28 protein-coding genes are annotated in these 24,773 nt (G+C 62.6%); 2 read left to right on the forward strand and 26 right to left on the reverse strand.

Features of this window, described 5'->3' with window-relative positions:
* Positions 1-9: 9 nt before the first annotated feature.
* Complete coding sequence (gene ccmB, locus ACOAPY_RS12165; protein ID WP_076578445.1) at positions 10-681, reverse strand: heme exporter protein CcmB; 672 nt, start codon at positions 679-681, stop codon at positions 10-12.
* Entirely contained in the window at positions 678-1,313 is a 636-nt protein-coding gene (ccmA, locus tag ACOAPY_RS12170) for a cytochrome c biogenesis heme-transporting ATPase CcmA (protein ID WP_465153438.1), read from the reverse strand. The genes ccmB and ccmA overlap by 4 nt, the downstream gene beginning before the upstream one ends.
* Positions 1,314-1,462: 149 nt before the next feature.
* On the opposite strand from ccmA, the gene fliK reads away from it, so the two are divergent.
* Together fliK and ACOAPY_RS12180 are read left to right on the forward strand one after the other, a co-directional pair.
* Positions 1,463-3,010 carry a flagellar hook-length control protein FliK gene (fliK, locus tag ACOAPY_RS12175; protein ID WP_465153439.1) on the forward strand — a complete coding sequence of 516 codons (1,548 nt, stop codon included), beginning with the start codon at positions 1,463-1,465 and terminating at the stop codon, positions 3,008-3,010.
* Complete coding sequence (locus ACOAPY_RS12180; RefSeq protein ID WP_465153440.1) at positions 3,007-3,354, forward strand: EscU/YscU/HrcU family type III secretion system export apparatus switch protein; 348 nt, start codon at positions 3,007-3,009, stop codon at positions 3,352-3,354. Before fliK ends, ACOAPY_RS12180 begins: the two co-directional genes overlap by 4 nt.
* Here ACOAPY_RS12180 and ACOAPY_RS12185 read toward each other — a convergent pair.
* From ACOAPY_RS12185 to fliL, 24 genes are all read right to left on the reverse strand, one after another.
* A complete protein-coding gene (locus tag ACOAPY_RS12185) occupies positions 3,308-3,775 on the reverse strand; it encodes a rhodanese-like domain-containing protein (RefSeq protein ID WP_465153441.1) in 468 nt (155 codons plus the stop codon). The genes ACOAPY_RS12180 and ACOAPY_RS12185 overlap by 47 nt on opposite strands.
* A gap of 115 nt (positions 3,776-3,890) precedes the next feature.
* Entirely contained in the window at positions 3,891-4,295 is a 405-nt protein-coding gene (locus ACOAPY_RS12190) for a DUF2802 domain-containing protein (protein WP_237045013.1), read from the reverse strand.
* A gap of 3 nt (positions 4,296-4,298) precedes the next feature.
* Positions 4,299-4,778 carry a chemotaxis protein CheW gene (locus tag ACOAPY_RS12195; RefSeq protein WP_021702582.1) on the reverse strand — a complete coding sequence of 160 codons (480 nt, stop codon included), beginning with the start codon at positions 4,776-4,778 and terminating at the stop codon, positions 4,299-4,301.
* Between the two features lie 82 nt (positions 4,779-4,860).
* On the reverse strand, positions 4,861-5,694 hold the full coding sequence (locus ACOAPY_RS12200) for a CheW domain-containing protein (protein WP_237045012.1): 834 nt from the start codon (positions 5,692-5,694) through the stop codon (positions 4,861-4,863).
* Positions 5,695-5,780: 86 nt separating this feature from the next.
* Positions 5,781-6,569 carry a ParA family protein gene (locus ACOAPY_RS12205; protein ID WP_237045011.1) on the reverse strand — a complete coding sequence of 263 codons (789 nt, stop codon included), beginning with the start codon at positions 6,567-6,569 and terminating at the stop codon, positions 5,781-5,783.
* Between the two features lie 50 nt (positions 6,570-6,619).
* Positions 6,620-7,504 (reverse strand): flagellar motor protein MotD, encoded by an 885-nt coding sequence (gene motD / locus ACOAPY_RS12210; protein WP_076578434.1) that lies wholly within the window; start codon positions 7,502-7,504, stop codon positions 6,620-6,622.
* Positions 7,505-7,507: 3 nt separating this feature from the next.
* A complete protein-coding gene (locus tag ACOAPY_RS12215; protein ID WP_076578432.1) occupies positions 7,508-8,248 on the reverse strand; it encodes a flagellar motor protein in 741 nt (246 codons plus the stop codon).
* Positions 8,248-9,348, reverse strand: a complete 1,101-nt coding sequence (locus ACOAPY_RS12220; protein WP_465153442.1) for a protein-glutamate methylesterase/protein-glutamine glutaminase — start codon at positions 9,346-9,348, stop codon at positions 8,248-8,250. Before ACOAPY_RS12220 ends, ACOAPY_RS12215 begins: the two co-directional genes overlap by 1 nt.
* A 39-nt stretch (positions 9,349-9,387) precedes the next feature.
* On the reverse strand, positions 9,388-11,628 hold the full coding sequence (locus ACOAPY_RS12225) for a chemotaxis protein CheA (RefSeq protein WP_465153443.1): 2,241 nt from the start codon (positions 11,626-11,628) through the stop codon (positions 9,388-9,390).
* A 29-nt stretch (positions 11,629-11,657) separates the two neighbouring features.
* Positions 11,658-12,446, reverse strand: coding sequence for a protein phosphatase CheZ (locus ACOAPY_RS12230; protein ID WP_076578426.1), 789 nt, complete (start codon positions 12,444-12,446; stop codon positions 11,658-11,660).
* 19 nt (positions 12,447-12,465) lie between these two features.
* Positions 12,466-12,840: a chemotaxis response regulator CheY gene (locus ACOAPY_RS12235; RefSeq protein ID WP_169920072.1), complete on the reverse strand. Its 375-nt coding sequence runs from the start codon at positions 12,838-12,840 to the stop codon at positions 12,466-12,468.
* A gap of 80 nt (positions 12,841-12,920) precedes the next feature.
* Complete coding sequence (gene fliA / locus ACOAPY_RS12240) at positions 12,921-13,667, reverse strand: RNA polymerase sigma factor FliA (RefSeq protein ID WP_237045007.1); 747 nt, start codon at positions 13,665-13,667, stop codon at positions 12,921-12,923.
* Positions 13,664-14,497 (reverse strand): flagellar synthesis regulator FleN, encoded by an 834-nt coding sequence (gene fleN, locus ACOAPY_RS12245; RefSeq protein ID WP_021702592.1) that lies wholly within the window; start codon positions 14,495-14,497, stop codon positions 13,664-13,666. Before fleN ends, fliA begins: the two co-directional genes overlap by 4 nt.
* A gap of 98 nt (positions 14,498-14,595) precedes the next feature.
* Entirely contained in the window at positions 14,596-15,918 is a 1,323-nt protein-coding gene (flhF, locus tag ACOAPY_RS12250) for a flagellar biosynthesis protein FlhF (protein ID WP_076578422.1), read from the reverse strand.
* A gap of 12 nt (positions 15,919-15,930) precedes the next feature.
* A complete protein-coding gene (gene flhA / locus ACOAPY_RS12255; protein WP_465156796.1) occupies positions 15,931-18,054 on the reverse strand; it encodes a flagellar biosynthesis protein FlhA in 2,124 nt (707 codons plus the stop codon).
* A 114-nt stretch (positions 18,055-18,168) separates the two neighbouring features.
* The gene (locus ACOAPY_RS12260; protein ID WP_465153444.1) at positions 18,169-18,993 is read right to left on the reverse strand and encodes a hypothetical protein; all 825 of its coding nucleotides are present in this window, start codon (positions 18,991-18,993) and stop codon (positions 18,169-18,171) included.
* A 159-nt stretch (positions 18,994-19,152) separates the two neighbouring features.
* Positions 19,153-20,289, reverse strand: a complete 1,137-nt coding sequence (gene flhB / locus ACOAPY_RS12265) for a flagellar biosynthesis protein FlhB (RefSeq protein ID WP_465153445.1) — start codon at positions 20,287-20,289, stop codon at positions 19,153-19,155.
* A 9-nt stretch (positions 20,290-20,298) separates the two neighbouring features.
* Complete coding sequence (gene fliR, locus ACOAPY_RS12270; protein WP_465153446.1) at positions 20,299-21,075, reverse strand: flagellar biosynthetic protein FliR; 777 nt, start codon at positions 21,073-21,075, stop codon at positions 20,299-20,301.
* On the reverse strand, positions 21,075-21,344 hold the full coding sequence (gene fliQ, locus ACOAPY_RS12275; RefSeq protein ID WP_076578412.1) for a flagellar biosynthesis protein FliQ: 270 nt from the start codon (positions 21,342-21,344) through the stop codon (positions 21,075-21,077). The genes fliR and fliQ overlap by 1 nt, the downstream gene beginning before the upstream one ends.
* A 13-nt stretch (positions 21,345-21,357) precedes the next feature.
* The gene (fliP, locus tag ACOAPY_RS12280; RefSeq protein ID WP_465153447.1) at positions 21,358-22,113 is read right to left on the reverse strand and encodes a flagellar type III secretion system pore protein FliP; all 756 of its coding nucleotides are present in this window, start codon (positions 22,111-22,113) and stop codon (positions 21,358-21,360) included.
* A complete protein-coding gene (fliO, locus tag ACOAPY_RS12285) occupies positions 22,110-22,547 on the reverse strand; it encodes a flagellar biosynthetic protein FliO (protein WP_465153448.1) in 438 nt (145 codons plus the stop codon). Before fliO ends, fliP begins: the two co-directional genes overlap by 4 nt.
* Positions 22,548-22,554: 7 nt before the next feature.
* A complete protein-coding gene (gene fliN / locus ACOAPY_RS12290) occupies positions 22,555-23,037 on the reverse strand; it encodes a flagellar motor switch protein FliN (RefSeq protein WP_076578406.1) in 483 nt (160 codons plus the stop codon).
* Positions 23,038-23,143: 106 nt separating this feature from the next.
* On the reverse strand, positions 23,144-24,115 hold the full coding sequence (gene fliM, locus ACOAPY_RS12295) for a flagellar motor switch protein FliM (RefSeq protein WP_076578404.1): 972 nt from the start codon (positions 24,113-24,115) through the stop codon (positions 23,144-23,146).
* An 11-nt stretch (positions 24,116-24,126) separates the two neighbouring features.
* A complete protein-coding gene (gene fliL / locus ACOAPY_RS12300; RefSeq protein ID WP_076578402.1) occupies positions 24,127-24,669 on the reverse strand; it encodes a flagellar basal body-associated protein FliL in 543 nt (180 codons plus the stop codon).
* Positions 24,670-24,773 lie beyond the last annotated feature (104 nt).

Genomic DNA, 24,773 nt, shown 5'->3' on the forward strand with positions numbered 1-24,773 from the left:
GGTCCGTTCTTATTCGCCGATGCTGATCTTCAGCCCGGCGCCGATTGCAAAAGGTGTCAGGGTGACCGCCAAAGCGGTCAGGCTGGCCAGCCACAACAGGTGACCGGCTGCCGGCAATCCTTGCAGTGCCGCTTGCAATGCCCCGGTACCAAGAATCAGCACCGGGATGTACAGCGGCAGAATCAACAGCGCCAGCAGAAGGCCGCCGCGTTTGAGTCCGACAGTCAGCGCCGCACCGACGGCGCCAAGCAGGCTCAGCACCGGGGTGCCCAGCAGCAGCGAGCCGAGCAGCACCGGCAGGCAGCGGCCGGGCAAACCCAGCATCAGCGCCAAGAGCGGCGCCAGCAGTACCAGCGCCAGGCCCGAGAAAAGCCAGTGTGCCAGTACCTTGGCCAGCACCAGAAGAGGCAGCGGGTGCGACGAAAGGACCCACTGTTCCAGCGAGCCATCCTCGAAATCACTGCGGAAAAGCCCGTCCAGCGAGAGCAACACGGCCAACAGCGCCGCCACCCAGATCAGCCCCGGCGACAAGGTCTGTAACAGATTGGTCTCGGGACCGACCGCCAGCGGGAACAGGGCGATGACGATGGCAAAGAACACCAGCGGGTTGGCCAGTTCGGCCGGTCGCCGGAACAGCAGACGCGACTCGCGAGCCAGCAGCAGGAGGAAAACGCTGTTCATGCGCGGCGCTGCCCCAGATCGAGAACGCGATAGCCGGATGGAACCTGCTGCAGCGTATGGTGAGTGGTGAGCACGACCAGTCCGCCACGCTCGCAGTGCTCGGCCAGGTGCGCTTCCAACTGCGCCACCCCCTGCTTGTCCAGTGCGGTGAAAGGCTCATCGAGGATCCACAGCGGCGGTGCATCCAGGTACAGCCTGGCGAGCGCGACGCGGCGCTGCTGGCCGGCCGACAGGGTATGACAGGGCACATCCTCGAAACCGCGCAGGCCGACCGCCGCAAGAGCCTGCCAGATCGCCTCACGGCTGGCCGGGCGGTGCAGCGCACAGAGCCAGGCAAGATTTTCCTCGGCAGTGAGCAGCCCTTTGATGCCGGCAGCGTGGCCGATCCACAGCAAGCGACTGCCCAACTCGCCACCCAGCTTCGCCAGCGGCCTGTCATTGAGCAGGACCTCTCCGGCCGTAGGCTGCATCAGCCCCGCCAGCAGGCGCAGCAGGCTGGTCTTGCCACTGCCATTAGGACCGGCCACCTGCAACAGGGTACCGCCGCCCAGGTCCAGCTCCAGCCCCTCGAACAACAGGCGCCAATCCCGCTCACAGGCGAGGGCAACGGCTTGGAGTCGCGGATTGGTCACTGTATGGCATCCCGGAGGGGTTCAAGTCGGAGGGGGGCTGGCCGCTATACTGGGGCAAGTTGACCGTACAGCCAGCCCGAACGGGGCGGGATTATACATGCCGGACTTCGCCCCCCGAAGCTGGCTTTTTGACAGGGTGTGACCCGGCCATGGCAGAAATCAGCAGTCCTCGCCCACTTCCCGTGACGCCGCCGGCCGGTCGCCCCGCCCCGGTCAGCGCCGCGGATCTGGCGGTAAAGCTGCTGCAGCCGCTGGACGGCCTGCTCGCCGCCGGAGAAACCGCCAAGGCCGAGGTGGTGGCGGCGAAGGAAACCGCACAAAGCTTCCAGCTGCTGCTCAAGCTGACGCTGGACAGTGGCAAGCAGGCGACTCTGGAAGCCAGCAGCCCGCGACCGCTGGCCCAGGGCACGGCACTGGCAGTCACGGCACTCTCCGAGACGCGCCTGGCGCTGGCCATGCAGGGCGGCGATACACGCCTGCTGACCAGCCTGGACCTGGAGCAGTTACCGGTCGGCACCTTGCTGCAGGGCAAAGTCGAATCCCGCGAGCTGATCGCCCAGCTCAAGGCTCAGCAAGCGATCTATCGGGTGGTGGTCAGCCTGCTCAACACGCCACTGGCCGGCAGCAAGCTGAGCATCGAGACCCCCCTGCCCCTGCCACTGGGCAGCCTGCTCACCGCCCAGGTACAAGGTAGCCAGAACCTCGGATTCCTTCCCTTGAGCGGCCGTCTGGATCAGTTGGTACTGGGCCAACAGCTGGCCGCTCAGCAGGGCCGCCAGGGCTCACTGGAAGGCCTGTTCAAGGGCCTGCAGGGCATGGCCCGGCAGGACGGCCTGCCAGCCGAGCTGCGCAACAGCATCGACAAGCTGCTCGGTCTGCTGCCGGACGGCAAGCAACTGGGCAGCGCCGACGGATTGGCCAAAGCCATGGAGCAGAGCGGCGTGTTTCTCGAAGCCAAGCTGCTGAGCGGGCAAACCCAGCAACTGCCACAGGACCTCAAGGCCAACCTGCTGCGCCTGGTCGCCCAGCTTCTGCCCAGCCTACCCGGTGCAGCCGCGCTGCCAGCGACCAGTGCCGGTAACGCCTTGGCACAGGCGCTGCCCGCCTTCGTCCGCAATGCACTCGGCGCGCTCGGCCAGGCCAGCCTGCGCCAGCAAGCCATGAGCTTCCCCCTGCCCTCGCGCCTCCTGCAGTCGATGGACGAGGAAGCCGATCTGGAGACGCTGCTCAAGCTGGCTGCAGCCGCGGTGTCGCGCCTGCAGACACACCAGTTGTCCAGCCTGGCGCAAAGCCAGCTGACCCCGGAGGGCAACCTGCTGACGACCTGGCAGCTGGAGCTGCCAATGCGCAATCAGCACGACGTCGTCCCCCTACAGGTCAAGCTGCAACGTGAGGAGTCCGGCGCGGAGAAGCGCAAGGAGCAGAAGGAGGTTTTGTGGCGCATCGACCTGGCGTTCGACCTCGCCCCACTGGGACCGCTGCAAGTACAGGCGCAGCTGCTGCGCGGCAGCCTGTCCAGCCAGTTGTGGGCCGAGCGTGCCGAAACTGCGCTGCTGATCGACCAGGAGCTGGACAACCTGCGCCAGCGCCTGCTCGGCGCCGGCCTGGAGGTCGGCGAGCTGAGTTGCCGCCAAGGCATGCCACCGCAGGGGCCGAAAACCCATCTGGAACAGCGCTGGGTGGACGAGACCGCATGAAGCACGACAAAAAGGCACCCCGCCAGGCCATCGCCCTCTCCTACGACGGCGCCAGCACCCCCAGCCTGACCGCCAAGGGCGACGACGAACTGGCCGAGGCCATCCTGGCCATCGCCCGCGAATACGAGGTGCCGATCTACGAGAATGCCGAGCTGGTACGCCTGCTGGCGCGCCTGGAGCTGGGTGACGCGATTCCGGAGCCGCTGTACCGCACCATTGCGGAGATCATCGCCTTCGCCTGGTACCTCAAGGGCAAACGCCCGGAGGGTTTCGTCGAAGAGCCAACGGAGCGCGACGTCAGTCCTGCGCCACCCCAGCCGCGGCCGCCGGCGCCCCGAGGTTGAAGGCGAACATCTCGCCTTCACTGCCCTTGCCCTGCGGGAAGTCAAGCAACTGCCAGGCGAAGTAACCGGAGCGGAAGTAATAGACCTGCTGGAAGCCCCAGTCCACGGCGCGGCGTGCAGCCTCCGCGCTGTGCGGGCAAACCTCGCTGTCGCAATACAGGACCATCGGCATGGCACGCGGCCAATCGGGATTGGCCAGCTCATCGAAGCGCTGGTCCAGCGCCAGGTGCAACGCCCCATGCACATGTCCCCAGCCCCACTCGCGGGCCGGCCGCACATCGATGAAGAGAACACCGAACTCGTAGAGCTGACGTGCCTGCACGGCATTAATCGTCGTGGCACCCTTGACCGATAGAGGCGCCTCGCTGGCGCCGACGCTCGGCACGCCCAGGCACAGCAGCAACATCAACGCAAGACGCATGGCGGACCTCCTCAAGAAGCCATCCCCCTGTACTCAGGTTAGGCACAGTGAGGCCACGCGCTTGGAACGCTTAGCGTCGCACGGTCGAGAACTGAGAACCGAAAGGAGTAAGGGCTCAGGAACGCTGTTTGGGCGCCTTGTGCAGACGACTGACCAGTTCGGCCTCGGCCTGGGTCAGGCCGCAGGAGTGTGTCAGGTCATCCACGCTGGCCCCCATCCCCACCAGGCGTGCGGCCTGGGTGAAAGACAGGCTGGAAGGATCACGCTGCTCCATCTGATTGAGCTTGTCGGGCAGCGGCGCCACCACCCGACGCAGCTCGTGCAACTCTTCGCCCATGCGGATGCTGCCAGTAAGATAGGCATCCAGACGCTTGCCCAGTTCTTTCAGGCGCTGATCGCGGAAAGCATCGCGCTCCTTCTGCAGCTCGGCCTGCTGGCGCAGCTTCAGCGCCAACTGGTAGGTGAAGCCGCCAAGCAGCACGCAGAACAGGCCGAGCACGGCCACCGCGATCTCCAGCATGGGTCAGATGCTCTCCAGCTCGGACCACTCTTCCTCGCTCATCATCTTGTCCAGCTCGACCAGGATGAGCAGCTCGCCGTTCTTGTTGCACACACCCTGGATGAACTTGGCCGACTCCTCGTTGCCTACGTTCGGCGCGGTTTCCACCTCGGACTGACGCAGATAGACCACTTCGGCAACGCTGTCGACCAGGATGCCAACCACCTGCTTGTCCGCCTCGATGATGACGATGCGGGTATTGTCGGTGACCGGCGCCGAGGACAGGCCGAAGCGCTGACGGGTGTCGATCACGGTGACCACGTTACCGCGAAGGTTGATGATGCCCAGCACATAGGCCGGCGCCCCCGGAACCGGGGCGATCTCGGTGTAGCGCAGGACTTCCTGCACCTGCATCACGTTGATGCCGTAGGTCTCGTTATCCAGGCGGAAGGTCACCCACTGCAGGATAGGATCTTCGGAACCTTGCGCTGACGTTTTCTTCATGTCCCTAGCCTCGGTCTAGTGCCGCCCTCGGCGGCGTTGGCGGGTATGCCCGCTTGTCGTTAACTATAGAACCTCCGCCGCATCAATGCGGGCGGACGGCTCCGTTGCGCGTAGCGCCGCTGGCAATCAGCTCGGCCAGGGCCGAGACGTCGAGCAACGCACACATGTGTTCGATCACCGTACCGGCCAGCCAGGGGCGCTGCGAGCGCTGGCTACGCCATTTGATCTCGCTCGGCTCCAGGCGGATTGAGCGGCTGACCTGATGCACGGCCAGCCCCCACTCGTAGCCCTGCACGGAGATTACATACTGCAGCCCCTCGCGGAAATCATCGCGATAGCGTTCGGGCATCACCCAGCGCGCGGTATCCAGGACTTTCAGGTTGCCCGCCTGGCTCGGCAGTATGCCAAGGAACCAGTCAGGCTGGCCGAACAGCGGCGTGAGCTCCGCGTCGGCCAGCGGGTAAATGGTGCCCAGGCACACCAGCGGCACCGCCAGGGTGAGACCCGCGACATCGAAGAGCAAACACTCGAAAGGCTCATCGGCCCAGCTCGGGCGCCCATCCAGACTCACCGCAGCCGGTTTAGGCGCCGGCTCGACCGCTACCACAACCTCCGGCGTGGCGACCACGATCGGCTCAGGCACGACGACTTCGGGCTGGGGCGGTACTTCCGGCAGACGCAGATCAATGGTTGGCAGCACCTGCGGCTTGGCCTCGGCCAGCGCCAGCGGCCTGGCGAGCACTGGTTTGGCTTCCACCCGCCGAGCATCACGCACCTGCTCTTCGAGGACTGCGGCCTCGAACTCGTCGAGTGCAACACTACCCTCCAGCTCGACAGCGGCCTCCTGTAGCAGCGCGTCCAGATAGGACTGCAGGGCCTGCTGGGGGCGCGTGACGGTGGTTGCGGTGCGACTCATAAGGTAATCCACGAAAGAAGTCTGTACAGCCTATCGGCAGGCCCCGTGCGGGACTTGAGCCTGCCTACTCAGCATAGTCCGAACTCTCAGGCCACCTGGGTGGCAGGCTGGGCCGCCAGCAGGTGCTTGAGCAGCGCGCGGTAGGCGATCACCCCGCGGCTGTTGCCATCGAATTGCGAAGGCGTCAGCCCTGCCCGGCTGGCGTCACGCAAACGTGTATCTACCGGCACATACGCCTGCCAGAGGTGGTCGGGGTAGGCGTTGCGCAATACCCGCAAGGTATTCAGCGAAGCCTGGGTGCGGCGATCGAACAGGGTCGGCACGATGGTGTAGGGCAAAGGTTGCTTGCGCGAGCGATTGACCATGTTAAGGGTGCTGACCATGCGCTCCAGCCCCTTCACCGCCAGGAACTCAGTCTGGACAGGAATCACCAGCTGCTGACTGGCAGCCAGCGCATTGACCATCAACACACCCAGCAAAGGCGGACTGTCGATAATGGCGTGATCGAATCTTTCCCAGAGCTGCGCCAGACTTTTGGCGATCACCAGCCCCAGCCCATTCTGCCCCGGCGACTGGCGCTCTAGAGTAGCCAGCGCAGTGCTGGAAGGCAGCAAGGAGATGTTCTCGTGACTGGTAGGCATCAGCAGACTGGCCGGCAGCCCCTGCGGCACGTTGCCCTGATGCAGGAACAAATCAAAATTGCTGTGCTCCAGGGTGTCCGGATCATGGCCAAAATAGCTGGTCATCGATCCGTGCGGATCGAGATCGACCACCACCACGCGCTTTCCAGCATCGGCCAACAGACCTGCCAGAGCAATGGATGTGGTGGTCTTGCCGACCCCACCTTTTTGATTGGCTACTGCCCAGACTTTCATTTTCTTGGTCCTCCCGGCCTGGCCGCCCCTGCCGAGAACTGGGTGACGCCTCAGGGTGCGGGCGTCGGAATATTGGCGGAACCAGCTGTTGGCACCGCCACTGGCTGTGCCGGTGCAGGTTGCGTGCCAGCACGCTGGAGCGCAGGGTCGGCCTTGGCGTTGCTACTGCCAACACCACTGATGCTACGGCGCACATCGAGATTACGCGACACCACCAGCACTACCCGGCGATTGCGTGCGCGCCCTTCCGCAGTGGCGTTGTCCGCCACCGGCTGAAATTCGCCATAGCCAACAGCCGCCATTCGCCCTGGGTTCACGCCATCCATGGCCAACATGCGCACGATGCTGGCGGCCCGCGCCGACGAAAGCTCCCAGTTGCTCGGGTACTGCGCGGTACTGATCGGCAAATTGTCGGTGAAACCCTCGACATGCACCGGATTCTCGTAAGGCGCGAGGATCTTCGCCACCTTCTCGATCAGGGTGAAGGCCATTTCGTTAGGCACCGCATCGCCACTGGGAAACAGCAGGCTGGAGTTCAACTCGATTTCAACCCACAACTCGTTACCGCGCACGGTCAACTGTTCGGAGGCAATCAGGTCACCGAAGGCATCGCGCATGCTGCTGGCGATCTGCTCAAGCGGGTCGTTCTGCTCATCGCTGGAGGTACTGCTGTTGGGGTTGTCCTCGATCATCGAACGGTCAGGTTCGGTGGTTCGCGGTTTCTCATCACCGATCGGAATGGGCTTGATCGCCCTTTCCGGCTCGCTGAATACGCCCACCAGACTTTCGGACAGGACCTTGTACTTGCCCTCGTTGATCGAGGAGATCGAGTACATCACCACGAAAAAGGCGAACAGCAGAGTGATGAAGTCCGCGTAGGACACCAGCCAGCGTTCGTGGTTCTCATGCTCTTCGTGATTGCGCCGGCGGGCCATGGGTCAATCCATGAAGCCCTGCAGCTTCAGCTCGATGGAGCGTGGATTCTCACCTTCGGCAATCGACAGAATACCTTCCAGTAGCATCTCGCGATAACGCGACTGGCGCATGGCGATGGCCTTGATCTTGTTACCGATCGGCAGCAAGAGCAGATTGGCAAGGGCGACGCCATAGATGGTCGCAACGAATGCGACCGCAATACCGCTACCCAGCTTGCTGGGGTCGGCCAAGTTGCCCATCACATGGATCAGGCCCATCACCGCGCCGATGATGCCGATGGTCGGCGCATAGCCGCCCATGCTCTCGAAGACCTTGGCAGCCTGAATGTCGCGAGCCTCCTGAGTGTAGAGGTCAACCTCGAGGATGCTGCGAATGGCTTCCGGTTCAGCACCATCGACCAGCAGCTGCAAGCCCTTGCGGGCATAAGGGTCAGGCTCGGCATCCGCCACGGACTCCAGCCCCAGCAGACCTTCCTTACGGGCAGTCATACTCCAACTGACCACACTGTTGATCCCGCCGACAAGATCAATTCGAGGTGGAAATACGATCCAACTGAGGATTGCCAGGGCTCGCTTGAATACATTCATCGGTGCCTGGATAAAAGCCGCACCCAGGGTCCCGCCAATCACGATCAGCGCTGCCGGACCATTAACCAGCGCACCGGCGTGGCCGCCCTCCAGGTAGTTGCCGCCGATAATGGCGACAAACGCCAGGATGACGCCGATAAGGCTCAGTACATCCATCAGATACAGGCCTCGGCCAGATGCCGGCCGATATCGTCGAGACTGTAAACTGCATCAGCCAGGTTGGCCTTTACCACCGCCATGGGCATGCCGTAGATCACACAGCTGGCTTCATCCTGAGCCCACACCTGGCTACCGCTCTGCTTTAGCAGACGCGCGCCTTCGCGCCCATCGGCGCCCATGCCGGTGAGCACTACGGCCAGAACCTTGTCGCTGAACGACTTGGCGGCCGAGCCGAAGGTGATGTCGACACAGGGTTTGTAGTTGAGGCGCTCGTCGCCAGGCAGAATTTTCACCACACCCCGCGCGTCGACCATCATCTGCTTGCCCCCCGGGGCCAACAACGCCAGGCCGGGACGCAGCAGATCACCGTCCTCGGCCTCCTTGACGGTGATCCGACAGAGTTTGTCCAGGCGCTCGGCAAATGCCTTGGTGAAGGCCGCCGGCATGTGCTGGATCAAGACGATCGGCGCCGGAAAGCTGGCCGGCAGCTGAGTCAACACCCGCTGCAGGGCCACAGGGCCACCCGTGGAAGTACCGATCGCCACCAGCTTGTATGACTTGCGCTTGGGCGCAGCCGCGCTGGATGTCGCCGCAGGCGAAGCCGGGCTCGGACGGCCTGCCGGAGCAGGTGCTGCGCTGCGGGCAGTCGGAGTGGCAGCTGCCGGGGCGCTTGGAGGGCTGAAGGTACTGAAACGGCGGTTACTGCGGGCGATGCTATGAACCTTCTCGCACAACAGCGCCTTGACCTTCTCCGGATTGCGCGAGATGTCCTCGAAGTTCTTCGGCAGGTAATCCACCGCCCCCGCATCCAGCGCATCCAGGGTAACCCGGGCACCCTCGTGGGTAAGGGAAGAGAACATCAGCACCGGTGTCGGGCAGGACTGCATGATGTTCCTGACGGCAGTGATGCCGTCCATCATCGGCATCTCGTAGTCCATCGTGATCACATCAGGCTTCAGTGCCTGAGCCTGATCGATCGCCTCACGGCCATTGGTAGCGGTACCCACAACCTGGATATTGGGGTCGGCGGAGAGAATCTCCGAGACCCGGCGGCGGAAAAAGCCGGAATCATCCACCACCAGGACCTTGACTGCCATAAACACTCCAGAGCGACCGGTCTGACCGGCCGCGAACGATCAGATGCGACGCGCGTAGCGCTTGAGCATGCTCGGCACGTCGAGGATAAGGGCAATGCGCCCGTCACCGGTAATGGTAGCGCCAGACATGCCTGGGGTGCCCTGCAGCATCTTGCCCAAAGGCTTGATCACCACTTCCTCCTGGCCCACCAGTTGATCGACCACGAAGCCGATGCGTTGGCTACCAACGGTGAGAATCACCACATGCCCCTCGCGCTGCTGCTCATCGAAGCTGGCACCAGTGACCAGCCAACGCTTGAGGTAGAACAGCGGCAACGCCTTGTCGCGCACGATGACCACTTCCTGACCGTCCACCACGTTGGTACGTGACAGATCGAGATGGAAGATCTCGTTGACGTTGACCAGCGGGAACGCAAAAGCCTGATTACCGAGCATTACCATCAGCGTCGGCATGATCGCCAGGGTCAGCGGCACCTTGATGATGATCTTCGAGCCCTGGCCCTTTGCCGAGTGCACGTCGATGATGCCGTTGAGCTGGGAGATCTTGGTCTTCACCACATCCATGCCTACACCGCGGCCGGATACGTCGGAAATCTCGGTCTTGGTCGAGAAGCCCGGGGCAAAGATCAGGTTGAAACACTCGGTCTCGCTCAGGCGATCCGCCGCATCCTTGTCCATCAGGCCTTTCTCGACGGCCTTGGCGCGAAGAATCTCGGAGTCCATGCCCTTGCCGTCATCGGAGATCGACAGCAGGATATGGTCGCCCTCCTGCTCGGCGGAGAGCACTACACGGCCAGACCGCGACTTACCCGCAGCTTCGCGCTCTTCGGGCATCTCGATGCCATGGTCGACCGCGTTGCGCACCAGGTGCACCAGCGGATCGGCCAGAGCCTCGACCAGGTTCTTGTCGAGGTCGGTTTCCTCCCCGACCAGCTCCAGGTTGATCTCTTTCTTCAACTGACGCGCCAGGTCGCGAACCAGTCGCGGGAAGCGGCCAAAGACTTTCTTGATCGGCTGCATACGGGTCTTCATGACCGAAGTCTGCAGGTCCGCCGTCACCACATCGAGGTTGGAAACCGCCTTGGCCATGGCTTCGTCGCCACTGTTCAGACCGAGGCGTACCAGACGGTTACGCACCAGCACCAGCTCGCCGACCATGTTCATGATCTCGTCCAGGCGGGCGGTGTCGACCCGCACGGTGGTTTCTGCTTCGCTGGCAGCTACAGGCCCACCAGCCGCAGGCGCCGGGGCAGCCACCGCAGGCTTGGCCGGCTCGGGCTTGGCAACCGGCTTTGCCGCCGGCTTGGCCGGCTCGGCCTTCTTCGGCGGAGCCTTCGGTGCTGGCGCGGCAGCCGCAGGCTTGGCGGCAACAGGGGCGACGGTCTCTTCGGCCGGGCCGGTGAACTTGCCCTTGCCATGCAACTGATCGAGCAAGGCTTCGAACTCGTCGTCGGTGATGTCATCACCGCCAGTCGCCTGGACCGGAGTCGGAGCAGCAGGCTTGACGACCGGAGCAGCCTCTTCGGCGGGGCCGGTAAACTTGCCCTTGCCGTGCAGTTGATCGAGCAGCGCTTCGAATTCGTCGTCAGTGATCTCGTCACCGGCGCCCGCGGCCGGGGCTGCGGGGGCTGGCTGGACGGCGGGAGCTACGACCTCCTCGGCAGGACCAGCGAATTTGCCCTTGCCGTGCAGCTGATCAAGCAGCGCCTCGAATTCGTCGTCGGTGATCTCATCGCCGCCACTTGCTGCCGGCACTTCGGCCACAGGCTGCTCGTCGATGGCATCCAGCAGCTGTTCGAATTCGTTGTCGGTGATGTCGTCATCGCCCGCTGGTGCCTCAGCGACAGGCTCGGGCTCAGGCTCAGCTTCGGCGGCCAGCTCCTCGGCGCTCTCCGGCTCGGCCAGACGCGAAAGCGCCGCCAGCAGTTCGGGGGACGCAGGAGTCGGCTCGGTGCGTTCGCGCACCTGGCTGAACATCTCGTTGACCGAGTCCAACGCCTGCAGGACCACGTCCATCAACTCGGCGGTAACGCGGCGCTCGCCCTTGCGCAAGATGTCGAACACGTTTTCCGCGATGTGGCAGCACTCCACCAACTCGTTGAGCTGGAGGAAGCCCGCACCGCCCTTGACGGTGTGGAAGCCGCGGAAAATGGCATTGAGCAGGTCCATGTCATCGGGTCGGCTTTCCAGCTCGACCAGTTGTTCGGACAGCAACTCAAGAATTTCGCCGGCCTCTACCAGGAAGTCCTGGAGGATTTCTTCATCGGCGTCGAAGCTCATCGGTGCGCTCCAAAGGCTCTGTTAGAGCCCTAAAATCCAAGGCTGGACAGCAGATCGTCGACATCGTCCTGACTGGACGCGACGTCTTCACGCTTATCGGCATGTATCTGCGGACCTTCACCCCTGGAAGGCTCTTTTTGTTTTTGTTGCTCTGCGCGCAACTCATCCATGTTGTGCTCGATGCCGGCGAAACGATCAACATGGCTGGCCATCAGCATCAGCTTGAGCAGATCGCGCTCCACTTCGGTGACCAGCTGGGTCACGCGCTTGATCACCTGCCCGGTGAGATCCTGGAAGTCCTGCGCCAGCAGGATGTCGTTCAACTGCCCGGAGAGTTTCTGACTGTCACGTTCGCTGCGCGCCAGGAACAGCTCGATCCGCTTGGCGAGGTCACGGAAAGCATCGGCCCCCATCTCGCGACGCATGAACTTGCTCCACTCGGCAGACAGGCTCTTCGCTTCATCACCCAGATCGTTGACCAGCGGAGCGCTCTGCTCGACCAGGTCCATGGTGCGGTTGGCGGCCTTCTCGGTCATCTGCACAACATAGGAAAGTCGCTCGGTAGCATCGGTAATCTGCGAGATTTCCTGGGCATGCGGATTGTGCGGATCGATCTGAAAATTGACGATCGCGTTGTGCAGCTCTCGCGTGAGTTTGCCGATCTCCTGGTAAAGGCCATGATCACGGGCTTTGTTGAGCTCATGAATGAGACCTACCGCATCGCCGAAACGTCCCTTCTCGAGACTTTCGACGAGCTGGGTGGCGTGTTGCTTCAGGGTCGATTCGAGTTCGCCCAGATGTGAATCATCGTGTGCCATAGCGCCCTCGCGGCGGACATCAGCCGTTAACCCGTTCGAAGATCTTCTCGATCTTCTCCTTAAGCACCTGGGCGGTGAACGGCTTGACCACATAGCCGTTCACGCCGGCCTGGGCCGCCTCGATGATCTGTTCACGCTTGGCTTCCGCAGTGACCATCAGCACCGGCAGAGTCTTCAGGCGTTCGTCAGCACGCACTGCACGCAGCAGGTCAATGCCGGTCATACCGGGCATGTTCCAGTCGGTCACCAGAAAATCGAAACTGCCGCTTTGCAGCATCGGCAATGCCGTATTGCCATCGTCTGCTTCCGCAGTATTGGTGAACCCCAGATCACGCAGGAGGTTCTTGATGATCCGTCGCATCGTCGAGAAATCGTCAACGATGAGGATTTTCATGTTCTTGTCCAAGTCGACCTCCGTACAGTCTAAACACCGCCAGTGTTCCGACAGTGTCGCAAATCATGGAACCGGCTGGCTCAGCTGACCCGCCAATCGCCCAGCCTGGCCCGCAAACGCGCGGCACACTGGCTGTGCAACTGGCTGACCCGGGACTCGCTGACCCCCAAGACTTCGCCGATTTCCTTCAAATTCAGTTCTTCGTCGTAGTAAAGCGACAACACCAATCGCTCACGCTCTGGAAGATGGGCGATGGCGTCGGCCAATGCCGCCTGGAATCGCTCGTCCTCGAGGCCACTCAAGGGCCCACTGTGACTACTGCCGACATCCTCACTCAGCCCGCCATGCTCGCCGTCCTGAACCAGATCATCGAAGCTGAACAGGCGGCTGCCCAGAGTATCGCCAAGAATGCCGTAGTAATCTTCGAGACTCAATTGGAGTTCGGCCGCAACCTCTTGATCTTTAGCGTCTCTTCCAGTTCGAGCCTCGATCACGCGAATGGCATCGCTGACCATACGGGTATTGCGATGCACCGAACGTGGCGCCCAATCCCCCTTGCGTACCTCGTCGAGCATGGCACCGCGGATGCGAATGCCGGCATAGGTCTCAAAGCTCGCGCCCTTGCTGCCATCATACTTTTTTGACGCCTCCAGCAGACCGATCATGCCTGCCTGCATCAGGTCGTCGACCTGGACGCTGGCCGGCAGGCGTGCCAACAGGTGATAGGCGATGCGCTTGACCAGAGGCGCGTAGCGCTCGATCAACTGGTGCTGCGAGTCCTGCGCCTGCGCCTTGTTGTACATGCGAAGTCCACTGGCTGCTGTCATACCGCCGTCCCCGCGATCGGCTGCTGCACCAGACGCTCGACGAAAAACTCCAAGTGGCCACGCGGATTGGCCGGGAGTGGCCACGTGTCAACTTTCTGAGCAATCGCCTTGAACGCCAGTGCGCACTTCGAGCGCGGGAAGGCTTCATACACCGCGCGCTGTTTCTGCACGGCCTTGCGGACGGATTCGTCGTAGGGAACGGCGCCGACGTACTGCAAGGCCACGTCGAGAAAACGATCGGTTACCTTGGTCAGCTTAGCAAACAGATTGCGTCCTTCCTGCGGACTGTGGGCCATGTTGGCCAGAACGCGGAAACGGCTCATGCCGTAGTCACGATTGAGCAGTTTGATCAGTGCATAGGCGTCGGTGATCGAGGTCGGCTCGTCGCAGACCACCACCAGCACCTCCTGAGCGGCGCGCACGAAGCTGACCACGCCATCACCGATGCCGGCAGCCGTATCGATCACCAGCACGTCGAGGTTGTCACTGATATCGCTGAAGGCCTGAATCAGCCCGGCATGCTGCACCGGAGACAGCTGCACCATGCTCTGCGTACCCGAGGCCGCCGGCACGATACGGATGCCGCCGGGCCCCTGCAGCAGTACGTCCTTGAGGTCACACTCGCCGTTAATCACATCGGCCAGGGTCCGCTTGGGGGTCAGTCCGAGCAGAACGTCGACATTGGCAAGACCGAGGTCGGCGTCCATCAGCATGACCCGGCGACCGAGGTCGGCCAGTGCCAGCGACAGATTCACCGACACATTGGTCTTGCCGACGCCGCCCTTGCCGCCAGTCACCGCGATCACCTGTACGGGATGCATACTACCCATGTTCTTCTCTTTACCTTGTCTTGCCTGGTCTGGGCTGGTCGGACAACTTCACCGACCCCTTCCTACACACTAGAACGCCTTGTCCGCCGTCGCCTGCCCTACCCCGCACGGCGCGGATGATAAAAGCCCGCGAACATATCGGCCATGGCTTCTTCGCTCGGATCTTCAGCAGTCTGCAGGCTCACGGCACGGCTCACCAACTGATGACTGCGCGGCACCTGCAAATCGTCCGGAATCTTCGGCCCATCTGCCAGATAGGCTACCGGTAGATGCTGGCTGATAGCCAGTCCCAGCACCTCGCCAAGGTTGGCCGCCTCGTCAACCTTGCTCAGGATGCACCCGGCCAGGCCGCAGTGCTTGTAGCTGTGGTAAGCGGCCTTGAGCACCTGAGCCTGGCTGGTGGCTGCCAAAACCAGATAGTTCTTGGCCTTAAGGCCGCGCACCGCCAGACTGTCCAGCTGCTGGCGCAGCGCCGGATCGTTGCCCGGCAGGCCGGCGGTGTCGATCAGAATCACTTTCTTGCGCGCCAGCGGCGCCAGCGCCTGAACCAGCGACTGCCCAGGTTCAACCTGAGTCACCGGTACGTTGAGGATACGACCGAGGGTCTTGATCTGCTCCTGGGCGCCAATGCGGAAGCAGTCCATGCTGACTAGGGCAATGCTCTGCGCGCCATATTTCAACACGTAGCGTGCCGCCATCTTGGCCAGCGTGGTGGTCTTGCCCATGCCGGCCGGCCCGACCAGCGCGATTACCCCGCCCTCCTCCAGCGGCTCCACCGCCGGGGTCCTGATCGCATGGGCCAGGTGAGCCAGCAGCATGCGCCAGGCCTGCTTCGGCTCAGCGACCTTGGCCACGCGCTCCAGCAAAGCCTTGGACAGGTCGGCAGGCAGGCCCATACGCTGCAGGCGGCGCCACAGGTTGGCCTGCTGTGGCTTGCGGTTCTGCAACTGGCCCCAGGCGATGGAACCCAACTGCACTTCGATCAGCTCGCGCAAGCCGTGCAGCTCGAAGCGCATGGCATCGAGGGCATGCTGATCGACCGGCGCCGCCGCAGCACGAGCCGGCTGCGACTGGGCGGCGGCAACCGGGCGTTGCACCTTGACCGCAGTGACCGGCAGTTCAGGCGCGATCAGCGACTCGTTGGCGAACAGCTGGCGGTCCTTGCGCTCGTCAGCCACCGCGCGAATGGTCAGCTCCGCCTGAGCGTTGGCGATCTTCGCCTGGGTCTTGCGCAGCTCGGCCTCCAGGGCCGGGTTGGGCGTACGCGCCGGGGTAGCCGGCTGGTAATCCAGCGCCGCGGTCAGCTCCACGCCGCCGGCCACGCGGCGATTGCCGATAATGGCAGCATCGGCGCCCAGTTCATCGCGCACCAGCTTCATGGCGGTACGCATATCGGCGGCGAAGAAGCGTTTGACTTGCATGGCTTAGAACCCTCAGTTCTGGCCGACCGTGGCGACGATCGTGACCTGCTTGTTATCCGGTATTTCCTGATAAGCCAGGACATGCATGCTGGGCACGGCGAGCCGTGCGAATCGCGACAGCATCGCCCGGACCGGACCGGCTACCAGCAGGATCACCGGCTTACCGAGCATTTCCTGGCGCTGCGCCGCTTCCACCAGGGAGCGTTGCAGCTTCTCGGCCATGCCGGGTTCGAGGAGGATGCCATCCTCGGAGCCCTGACCGGCCTTCTGCAGGCTATTCAGCAATAACTGTTCCAACCTGGGTTCCAGGGTAATCACAGGCAGCTCCGGCTCTAGTCCCACAATGCTTTGCACGATTGCACGGGAGAGCGCGACGCGGACTGCAGCGACCATCGCGGCGGGATCTTGACTCTTGCTCGCGACGTTGGAGATCGCCTCGGCGATGCTGCGGATATCACGCACCGGCACCTGTTCGGCCAGCAGCGTCTGCAGCACCTTGAGCAGGGTCGACAGGGAAACCATGCCCGGCACCAGCTCTTCGGCCAGCTTCGGCGAGCTCTTGGCCAACAGTTGCAGCAGCTGCTGCACCTCCTCATGACCGAGCAGCTCATGGGCGTGCTTGTGCAACACCTGGTTGAGGTGGGTGGCAACCACGGTACTGGCATCCACCACGGTGTAGCCCAGCGATTGCGCCTGGTCGCGCTGGGTCGGGTCGATCCACACCGCCTCCAGGCCGAACGCCGGATCCTTGGCGGCAATGCCGTTGAGTGTGCCGAATACCTGGCCGGGGTTGATTGCCAGCTCACGCTCCGGGTAGACCTCCGCCTCCGCCACGCTGACGCCCATCAGGGTCAGGCGATAGGCATTGGGCAGCAGGTCGAGGTTGTCGCGGATATGCACTGACGGCATCAGAAAGCCCATCTCCTGGGACAGCTTCTTGCGTACGCCCTTGATCCGCGCGAGCAACTGACCACCCTGGTTGCGATCCACCAGCGGGATCAGGCGGTAGCCGACCTCCAGGCCGACCATGTCCACCGGGGTCACGTCGTCCCAGCCCAGCTCCTTGACCTCCTGGGCCTTCTGCGCCGGCAGCAGCTCCTGCTGGCGCTTGACCTCCTTGACCTCCTCTTCCTTGACCTTGCGCTGCTTGTTGGCAATCCAGTAGGCGGCACCGGCAGCCACCAGACCGAGGCTGATGAACGAGAAATGCGGCATCCCAGGCACCAGGCCCATGGCGATCATGATCGCTGCCGACACAGCCAACGCCTTAGGCGAGGCAAACATCTGCCGGCTGACCTGCTGCCCCATGTCTTCCGAAGAAGAGACGCGGGTCACCATGATGGCCGCAGCCGTCGACAGCAGCAGCGAAGGAATCTGCGCCACCAGTCCATCACCGATGGTCAGCAAGGTGTAGATACGGCCCGCTTCGGCGAACGCCAGGTCATGCTGCAAGATACCGATAGCCATGCCACCGATCAGGTTGATGAAGAGAATCAGAAGACCGGCGATGGCATCGCCGCGCACAAACTTCGAGGCACCGTCCATGGAGCCATAGAAGTCGGCCTCCTGGGAAACTTCGGCACGCCGCTTCTTCGCCTCAGCCTGATCAATCAGGCCGGCATTGAGATCCGCGTCGATCGCCATCTGCTTGCCGGGCATGGCGTCGAGGGTGAAGCGTGCACTCACTTCAGAAATGCGCCCGGCGCCTTTAGTGACCACCACGAAGTTGATGATCATGAGGATGGCAAACACCACGGCACCGACCACGTAGTTGCCGCCAATCACCACCTCACCGAAGGCCTGGATCACTTTACCCGCCGCGTCATGACCTTCCTGACCATGCAGCAAGACCACCCGCGTGGAGGCAACGTTCAGTGCCAGGCGCAATAGGGTCGCGGCCAGCAGGACGGTGGGGAAAACGGCAAAATCCAGCGGGCGCAGGGCATAAATCGCCACCAGCAGCACGACGATGGACAGCGCGATGCTGAAGGTGAACAGGACGTCGAGCAGAAACGGCGGGATCGGCAGCATGACCATGGCGAGCATGACCAGCAGCAGCAGCGGAATGCCCAGATTGCCGTGGCGCAACCCGGACAGGTTGCTGCGTACGTCACCAATGAGTTGAGCGCGATCCACTGCCACGTATTTTCCCCAGCCAATTCAATCTTTTGACGCGAAAGGCGCCTTGCAGGGGTATTGGCAAGAAGCATTCCAACTTGGCCCCACCCGGGCGGGCGGAGCCGTATTCACTCAGGCCACCTGGCGTTGTCCGTGACGCGGATCTCCCGGCAGATAGTGCCCCGTGACCTGCCGGTAGGCCTCGGAGGTGCGCTGCCCAGGGATGCCATCGACCTTGACGAAGACACCGGGGAAACCGTTGAGCCAGTGCTGCAGGGCCACAACCTGCCGCTCCAGCTCGGGATCACCCGGCTTCTGCATCGAGTAAACCGCCACCAGCGGACCCGCGCTGGCGGCGGGACGCGGCTGGTCGGCGAACTCGACCAGGCCGCGCTCGGCCATCCGCCGCAACAGCACGGCGGCCCCGCACTGCTTGCTCACGGCGTTGTCGGACCAGGTGCCGTCGGCCACATATTTGCCGCTGCTGTAGTGGTTGGAAAAACCCCATAAGTAGGGCGACAGCACATGCGGATGGTACAGGCGATAGCCGAAGCCGTTGTAACGCTCCAGCTGATACAGAGTGCCCGCCAGGCTCCAGTCGGTACCGGCACCAAGGCGCTTGAGCTGCAGTGCATCGGCCGCGCTCTGCTCCCAGGTAAAGGGCGGACTGCCGTTCTTCGGCCGCCCCGGCGGCTCCTGCACGGTTCGCATCGTCAGTGGGTCGCCGTTATGCAGGTGCTTGTGGAAGCTCTGGCTGCTCTCCATGTTGTGGATCACCGCGATGAAGCTCCACGGAATCCCCAGAGCATCTGCCACCGTCTCGTAGCGCGACTGGTTACTGAGCAGCTGTCTGACGATGGTTTCCACCTCATCCCCCCGCTCGGGGCGGATCCGGCAGCTGTCGAAAAGATGTTCGTACTCGCCGCGCAAGGCGGGGGTTAGGACGACTCTGGCCATGGGCAAGGCTCCGTAGCTATGACTGACTCCGTTCAGGTGCAGTACCACGGCAACGGCAAGGCCACCGACCCGCTAGAGTGCCGCCGCTGTGGGGACGGCACACTGGCAGGTTTAGGCCGCGCTCGGGCGCTGTCAAAGCCAGGCGACGAATGACGACCGCTACTCGTCGCGGCGCAGATCCGGCGGAATTGGCAGATCCGGCAGCGGCCCGGGACGCTTGCCCTTGCCGGCGCGGAACTGCTTGAGCTGGTAGACGTAGGCCAGCACCTGGGCCACGGCCAGGTATAGCCCGGCAGGAATCTCCTGATCCACCTCGGTGGAGTAGTACACCGCCCGCGCCAGGGCCGGCGACTCGAGCAGCGTGACTTTGTGCTCCTGGGCGATCTCGCGAATCTTCAACGCCAGGAAGTCGCCGCCCTTGGCCAGCATCACCGGCGCATTACCCTTGGCCGGATCGTACTTCAGCGCCACGGCGAAGTGCGTCGGGTTGGTGATCACCACATCGGCCTCGGGCACCTGCTGCATCATGCGCCGCTCGGCCATCTGCCGCTGCAACTGGCGGATCTTCGACTTGACCTCGGGCTTGCCCTCGCTGTCCTTGTACTCATCTATGACCTCCTGCTTGGTCATCATCAGCTTCTGCTTGGAATCCCAGAGCTGGAACGGCACATCGACAGCCGCGATGAGAATCAGGCCGCAGGACATCCACAACAGACTCCAGCCAGTCACCAGGATGGAGTGCATGATCGCCGACTCGACCGACTCGTTGGCAATGGCCAGCAGATCGTCCTGATCGGCCTTGAGCACAGCCAGCGCCACCAGCAGAATGATCACGAACTTGGCCAGTGCCTTGAGCAACTCCACCAGGGCGTGAGCAGAAAACATCCGCTTGATGCCTTGCAACGGGTCCATGCGACTGAACTTGGGTTGCAACGCTTCCCCAGAGAACAGCCACCCACCCACGGCAACCGAGCCAAGGATGGACATGATGAGCACGACGATGAAAAACGACTGCAGCGCCAGCAGTGCCTCCATGCCGGTCCGCAGCAGGTAGCGGGCCATGGAGCCCTCGTCCAGCAAAACCTCCCTGGGGAGCGCAAAGTTGCCCTGCATGATATCCAGCATCGACCGACCAATCTTGGCACCGAAAATCAGCAATGCAGCAGCGGCCCCGAAAGTGACCGCGAGGGTACCCAGCTCCTTGGAACGTGCGATTTGCCCTTTCTGACGCGCCTCTTCAAGGCGCTTACTAGTGGGTTCCTCGCTCTTGTCTGCGCCGCTTTCGCTTTCCGCCATGGCGTTTCCTCAGCGTAAGCGCGCCAGTTCGCGCAATTGTTGCAGGGCATCTGTCGTGAACATCTGAAAGTGCGCGAAGAAGTCAGCCAGACCAGCCCAGAAGATGAACAGGCCGAGCACCAACGTCAGCGGGAACCCAATGGAAAAGATGTTCAGCTGCGGAGCGGCGCGTGTCATCACACCGAATGCCAGGTTGACGATGAGCAGAGCTGTCACCACTGGCAGCGAAATGAGCAGCCCCGCGGCAATCACCCAGCTCAGCTTGCCGGCTATCGACCAGTAATGGTCGAGCAGCAGGCCCTCTCCCACGGGCAAGGTAACGAAGCTCTCCGCCAGCACCTCGAGCACCACCAGGTGTCCGTTCATGACCAGGAACAGCAGAGTCACCAGCATCAGCAGGAACTGGCCAAGCACCGGCACCGAAACACCATTGGAAGGGTCGACCATGGAGGCGAAGCCCAGCCCCATTTGCACCGCAATGATCTGCCCGGCGACCGTGAACAGGTGGAAATACAGCTGCAGCATGAAACCGAACATCACGCCGATCAGCACCTGCTCCCCCACCAGCAACATGGACTGCAGGCTGACCGAATCCACCTGCGGCATCGGCGGCAGGGTCGGCGCTAACACGACACAGATGGCCAGAGCCAGGTACAGGCGCACGCGCACAGGTACCAGCTGGGTGCCGATTACCGGCATCACCATCAGCATGGAGGCGATTCGAAACAGCGGCAGGAGGAACTGGCCCAGCCAGCCGCCTATCTGCGCATTGGTCAGTTCGAGCATCAGCCGATCAACAGCGGAATGTTCTGCACCAGCGTCTGGGTGTACTCCATCAGCTCGCGCACCAGCCAGGGACCCGCCCAGATCAGGGTAAGCAGCATCACCAGCAGACGCGGGATGAAACTCAGGGTCTGTTCGTTGATCTGTGTGGCGGCCTGAAAAATGGCGACCACCAGGCCTACCAGCAAACTGGGCAACACCAGCAGCCCGACGATCAGTGAAGTCAGCCAGAGTGCTTCGCGGAACAGATCGACGGCGATTTCAGGAGTCATGTGCGGCGCCTCGCTATAACGTGCCGAAACTGCCGGCCAGGGTACCCATGATCAGCGCCCAGCCATCGATCAGGACGAACAGCATGATCTTGAACGGCAACGAAATGATCAGCGGCGACAGCATCATCATACCCATCGCCATGAGGATACTGGCGACCACCATATCGATGATCAGGAACGGGATGAAAATCATGAAGCCGATCTGGAACGCCGTCTTCAGCTCGGAAGTGACGAAGGCCGGTATCAGGATAGTCAGCGGCGCCTGCTCGGGGCTGGCAATATCGGTCCGCTTGGACAACCGGACGAACAGTTCGAGGTCCGAGGCGCGGGTCTGCGCCAGCATGAACTCCTTGATCGGCACCTCGGCACGGGCAATCGCCTGCTGCGCCGGCAGCTGCTCGTTGAGGTAGGGCTGCAGGGCATCCTGGTTAATTCTTTCGAACACCGGGGCCATGATGAACAGGGTCAGGAACAGCGCCAGACCGATGAGGATCTGGTTCGAAGGCGTCTGCTGCAAGCCCAGCGCCTGTCGCAGGATGGAAAATACGATGATGATCCGGGTGAAGCTGGTCATCAGCATGACGAACGCCGGGATGAAACTCAGCGCCGTCATGATCAGCAGAATCTGCAGGCTGACCGAGTACTCCTGCTGTCCCTCGGCGTTGGTGCTCAGGGTGATCGCCTTGATCGACAGCGGGTCGTCGGCACCGAACGCCAAGGGGGCAGCGATGGCCAGCAGCAATGCCAGCAGGATGCGCCATGCGCTCATTGCTTGGGATCCTTGTGTTCCTTGCCGAGCAGCTCCATCAACCGCTGCGCGAACTCCGGTGCCGCCGGTTCGCTGTCGGCCAGAGGCACGGGCTCTTTGAGTACATGCAGCGGGGTAATTCGCCCGGCGCTGATGCCAAGCAGTATCTGCTCGCCGCCCACCTGTACCAGCAACAGGCGATCACGCGGCCCCAGAATCTGGCTGGCAACCAGCCTGATGGCCTGATTGCCACGTGGCCCTATCTGCTGAACCCTGCGCAACAGCCAGGCCAAGGCGAAAATCAGGCCGACCACCAGCAACAGGCCGAGAAGCAACTGCGCCAGCTGCCCACCGATATCGCTGCCGGCCAACGGCGTCGTCGCCGCCCTCGATGCCGGCTCGGCGGCCAGCGCCGTCAGCGGTGCCAGCAAAAGAAGACTGCAGAGTCCGCGCATCCTCACCTCAACGCAGTTTCTTGATGCGTTCGCTGGGGCTGATCACGTCAGTCAGGCGGATGCCGAACTTTTCGTTGACCACCACCACTTCGCCGTGAGCGATCAGGGTGCCATTGACCAGCACATCCAGCGGCTCTCCGGCCAGGCGATCCAGCTCCACCACCGACCCCTGGTTGAGCTGCAGCAGGTTGCGGATGCTGATCTCGGTGCTGCCGACCTCCATGGAGATGGACACCGGAATGTCGAGGATCACATCCAGGTTCGGCCCTTCCAGCGCCACAGGGCCATTGCCTGGCTTAGGCGCGCTGCCAAACTCTTCCATGGCCATGCGCGGCGCGGCGGGAGCCGCAGCTGCGCCGCCACCGCCCTGCGCCATCATGGCATCGATGTCGGCCTGGCCGGCATCGTCGCCGGCCTCGGCCAATGCGGCGGCCCACTCATCGGCCAGGGCCTGCTCCTCTGGGCTGGTGCCTTCGTTTTCGTCTGCCATCGCTCTACCTCGGCTGGCTATCTATCAGGTTGCTGATCACCGAGTCGATTGCTCGGTGATCGGATATCTATCAGAACACGTTGACTGAATACCGGCAGGCAGGCACTCAACGTACTCGCTCGACGGGCTCTAGAATCTGCAGCGCCAGGTTGCCCTTGTGTGCGCCCAGCTTGACCTTGAAGGCCGGCACACCGTTGGCGCGCATGATCATCTGCTCCGGCAACTCCACCGGGATTACATCCCCCGGCTGCATGTGCAGGATGTCGCGTAGCTTCAGCTCGCGGCGCGCCAGGGTGGCGCCAAGCGGCACGTTGACGTCGAGGATGTCCTCGCGCAGCGCCTTGATCCAACGCTCGTCCTGATCATCCACGTCAGACTGGAAGCCCGCATCGAGCATCTCGCGTATCGGCTCGATCATCGAGTAGGGAAGCGTCATGTGCAGATCGCCACCGCCACCGTCCAGTTCGATGTGGAAGGTCGACACGACCACCACTTCGCTGGGACTGACGATGTTGGCCAACGCGGGGTTAACCTCCGAGTTGATGTACTCGAAGTTGATATCCATGACCGCGTGCCAGGCCTCGCGCATGTCGATGAAGGCCTGGTCCAGCACCATGCGCACCACGCGCAATTCGGTGGGGGTGAACTCGCGGCCCTCGATCTTGGCGTGGCGACCGTCGCCGCCGAAGAAGTTGTCCACCAGCTTGAACACCAGTTTGGCGTCGAGGATGAACAGCGCGGTGCCGCGCAGCGGCTTCATCTTCACCAGGTTGAGGCTGGTCGGCACATACAGCGAATGCACGTACTCGCCAAACTTCATCACCTGCACGCCGCCCACCGCCACATCGGCGGAACGACGCAGCAGGTTGAACATGCTGATGCGGGTATAGCGGGCGAAACGCTCGTTGATCATTTCCAGGGTCGGCATACGTCCGCGGACGATGCGATCCTGGCTGGTCAGGTCGTAACTTTTGACGCTACCGGGTTCGGCATCGGCTTCGGTCTCGACCAGGCCATCGTCGACGCCATGCAGCAGCGCGTCGATCTCGTCCTGTGACAGCAGGTCTTGTACGGCCATGGCAGCTCCCGCTACTGCAGCACGATATTGGTGAACAGGACCTGTTCAACCACGGTTTTGCCGGTTTCCTTCTGCGCCAGCTCCTGCACCACCGCTGTGGCCTGGCTGCGCAGCATTTCCTTGCCGACCGGCGTCATCAGGTTGCCGAAGTCCTGCCCGGAGAACAGCATGACCAGACGGTTGCGCACCAGCGGCATATGGACCTTGAGCGCGTCCAGCTCGGCCTGGTTACGCGCCATCAGCGCCACGCTGACCTGCATGTAACGCTGCCGCCCCTGGTAGTTGTAGTTGGCGATGAATGCCGGGGCGATGGCCTCGTAGATGGCCGGCAGCTTGACCGGTGCGGCAGCGCTCTCGCTGGCGGCCTCCTCTGCAGGCTTCTCCTCCTCACCGCCCTTGTCCTTGCCCAGGAAGAACAGGGTCGCACCCACCGAGCCGCCGACCGCCAGCAGCAGGATGACCACGATCAGAATGATGAGTTTGAGCTTGCTCTTGCCACCGGCCTTTTCGCCGCCATCGGCTGCCGGCGGAGTAGGAGCTTCTTTCTTTGCCATGCCAGAAATCCGTCACCGTTCTGTGATTTGTCCAGAGTCAAAGGCTTAGGAGCAAGTGTTATGCCACCTTGTAAACAAGATAGTCTGTCCTGCGGCCCTCGATA

The sequence above is a fragment of the Pseudomonas stagnisoli genome, assembly GCF_048595745.1.
In the GTDB taxonomy this organism is placed as follows: Bacteria; Pseudomonadota; Gammaproteobacteria; order Pseudomonadales; family Pseudomonadaceae; genus Aquipseudomonas; species Aquipseudomonas alcaligenes_A.

Excerpts from the sequence above, each read along its gene's own strand:
- ccmB (WP_076578445.1), bottom strand. The coding sequence starts at position 681 with ATGAACAGCGTTTTCCTCCTGCTGCTGGCTCGCGAGTCGCGTCTGCTG.
- fleN (WP_021702592.1), bottom strand. The coding sequence starts at position 14,497 with ATGGGTAGTATGCATCCCGTACAGGTGATCGCGGTGACTGGCGGCAAG.
- fliN (WP_076578406.1), bottom strand. The coding sequence starts at position 23,037 with ATGGCAGACGAAAACGAAGGCACCAGCCCAGAGGAGCAGGCCCTGGCC.
- ACOAPY_RS12185 (WP_465153441.1), bottom strand. The coding sequence starts at position 3,775 with ATGCGTCTTGCGTTGATGTTGCTGCTGTGCCTGGGCGTGCCGAGCGTC.
- fliL (WP_076578402.1), bottom strand. The coding sequence starts at position 24,669 with ATGGCAAAGAAAGAAGCTCCTACTCCGCCGGCAGCCGATGGCGGCGAA.
- ACOAPY_RS12205 (WP_237045011.1), bottom strand. The coding sequence starts at position 6,569 with ATGAAAGTCTGGGCAGTAGCCAATCAAAAAGGTGGGGTCGGCAAGACC.
- ACOAPY_RS12215 (WP_076578432.1), bottom strand. The coding sequence starts at position 8,248 with ATGGATGTACTGAGCCTTATCGGCGTCATCCTGGCGTTTGTCGCCATT.
- flhF (WP_076578422.1), bottom strand. The coding sequence starts at position 15,918 with ATGCAAGTCAAACGCTTCTTCGCCGCCGATATGCGTACCGCCATGAAG.
- fliM (WP_076578404.1), bottom strand. The coding sequence starts at position 24,115 with ATGGCCGTACAAGACCTGCTGTCACAGGACGAGATCGACGCGCTGCTG.
- ACOAPY_RS12230 (WP_076578426.1), bottom strand. The coding sequence starts at position 12,446 with ATGGCACACGATGATTCACATCTGGGCGAACTCGAATCGACCCTGAAG.
- ACOAPY_RS12200 (WP_237045012.1), bottom strand. The coding sequence starts at position 5,694 with ATGAGTCGCACCGCAACCACCGTCACGCGCCCCCAGCAGGCCCTGCAG.
- fliA (WP_237045007.1), bottom strand. The coding sequence starts at position 13,667 with ATGACAGCAGCCAGTGGACTTCGCATGTACAACAAGGCGCAGGCGCAG.
- fliK (WP_465153439.1), top strand. The coding sequence starts at position 1,463 with ATGGCAGAAATCAGCAGTCCTCGCCCACTTCCCGTGACGCCGCCGGCC.
- flhB (WP_465153445.1), bottom strand. The coding sequence starts at position 20,289 with ATGGCGGAAAGCGAAAGCGGCGCAGACAAGAGCGAGGAACCCACTAGT.
- fliQ (WP_076578412.1), bottom strand. The coding sequence starts at position 21,344 with ATGACTCCTGAAATCGCCGTCGATCTGTTCCGCGAAGCACTCTGGCTG.
- ACOAPY_RS12260 (WP_465153444.1), bottom strand. The coding sequence starts at position 18,993 with ATGGCCAGAGTCGTCCTAACCCCCGCCTTGCGCGGCGAGTACGAACAT.
- motD (WP_076578434.1), bottom strand. The coding sequence starts at position 7,504 with ATGGCCCGCCGGCGCAATCACGAAGAGCATGAGAACCACGAACGCTGG.
- fliO (WP_465153448.1), bottom strand. The coding sequence starts at position 22,547 with ATGCGCGGACTCTGCAGTCTTCTTTTGCTGGCACCGCTGACGGCGCTG.
- ACOAPY_RS12235 (WP_169920072.1), bottom strand. The coding sequence starts at position 12,840 with ATGAAAATCCTCATCGTTGACGATTTCTCGACGATGCGACGGATCATC.
- ACOAPY_RS12225 (WP_465153443.1), bottom strand. The coding sequence starts at position 11,628 with ATGAGCTTCGACGCCGATGAAGAAATCCTCCAGGACTTCCTGGTAGAG.
- fliP (WP_465153447.1), bottom strand. The coding sequence starts at position 22,113 with ATGAGCGCATGGCGCATCCTGCTGGCATTGCTGCTGGCCATCGCTGCC.
- ACOAPY_RS12180 (WP_465153440.1), top strand. The coding sequence starts at position 3,007 with ATGAAGCACGACAAAAAGGCACCCCGCCAGGCCATCGCCCTCTCCTAC.
- ACOAPY_RS12220 (WP_465153442.1), bottom strand. The coding sequence starts at position 9,348 with ATGGCAGTCAAGGTCCTGGTGGTGGATGATTCCGGCTTTTTCCGCCGC.
- ACOAPY_RS12195 (WP_021702582.1), bottom strand. The coding sequence starts at position 4,778 with ATGAAGAAAACGTCAGCGCAAGGTTCCGAAGATCCTATCCTGCAGTGG.
- ACOAPY_RS12190 (WP_237045013.1), bottom strand. The coding sequence starts at position 4,295 with ATGCTGGAGATCGCGGTGGCCGTGCTCGGCCTGTTCTGCGTGCTGCTT.
- fliR (WP_465153446.1), bottom strand. The coding sequence starts at position 21,075 with ATGCTCGAACTGACCAATGCGCAGATAGGCGGCTGGCTGGGCCAGTTC.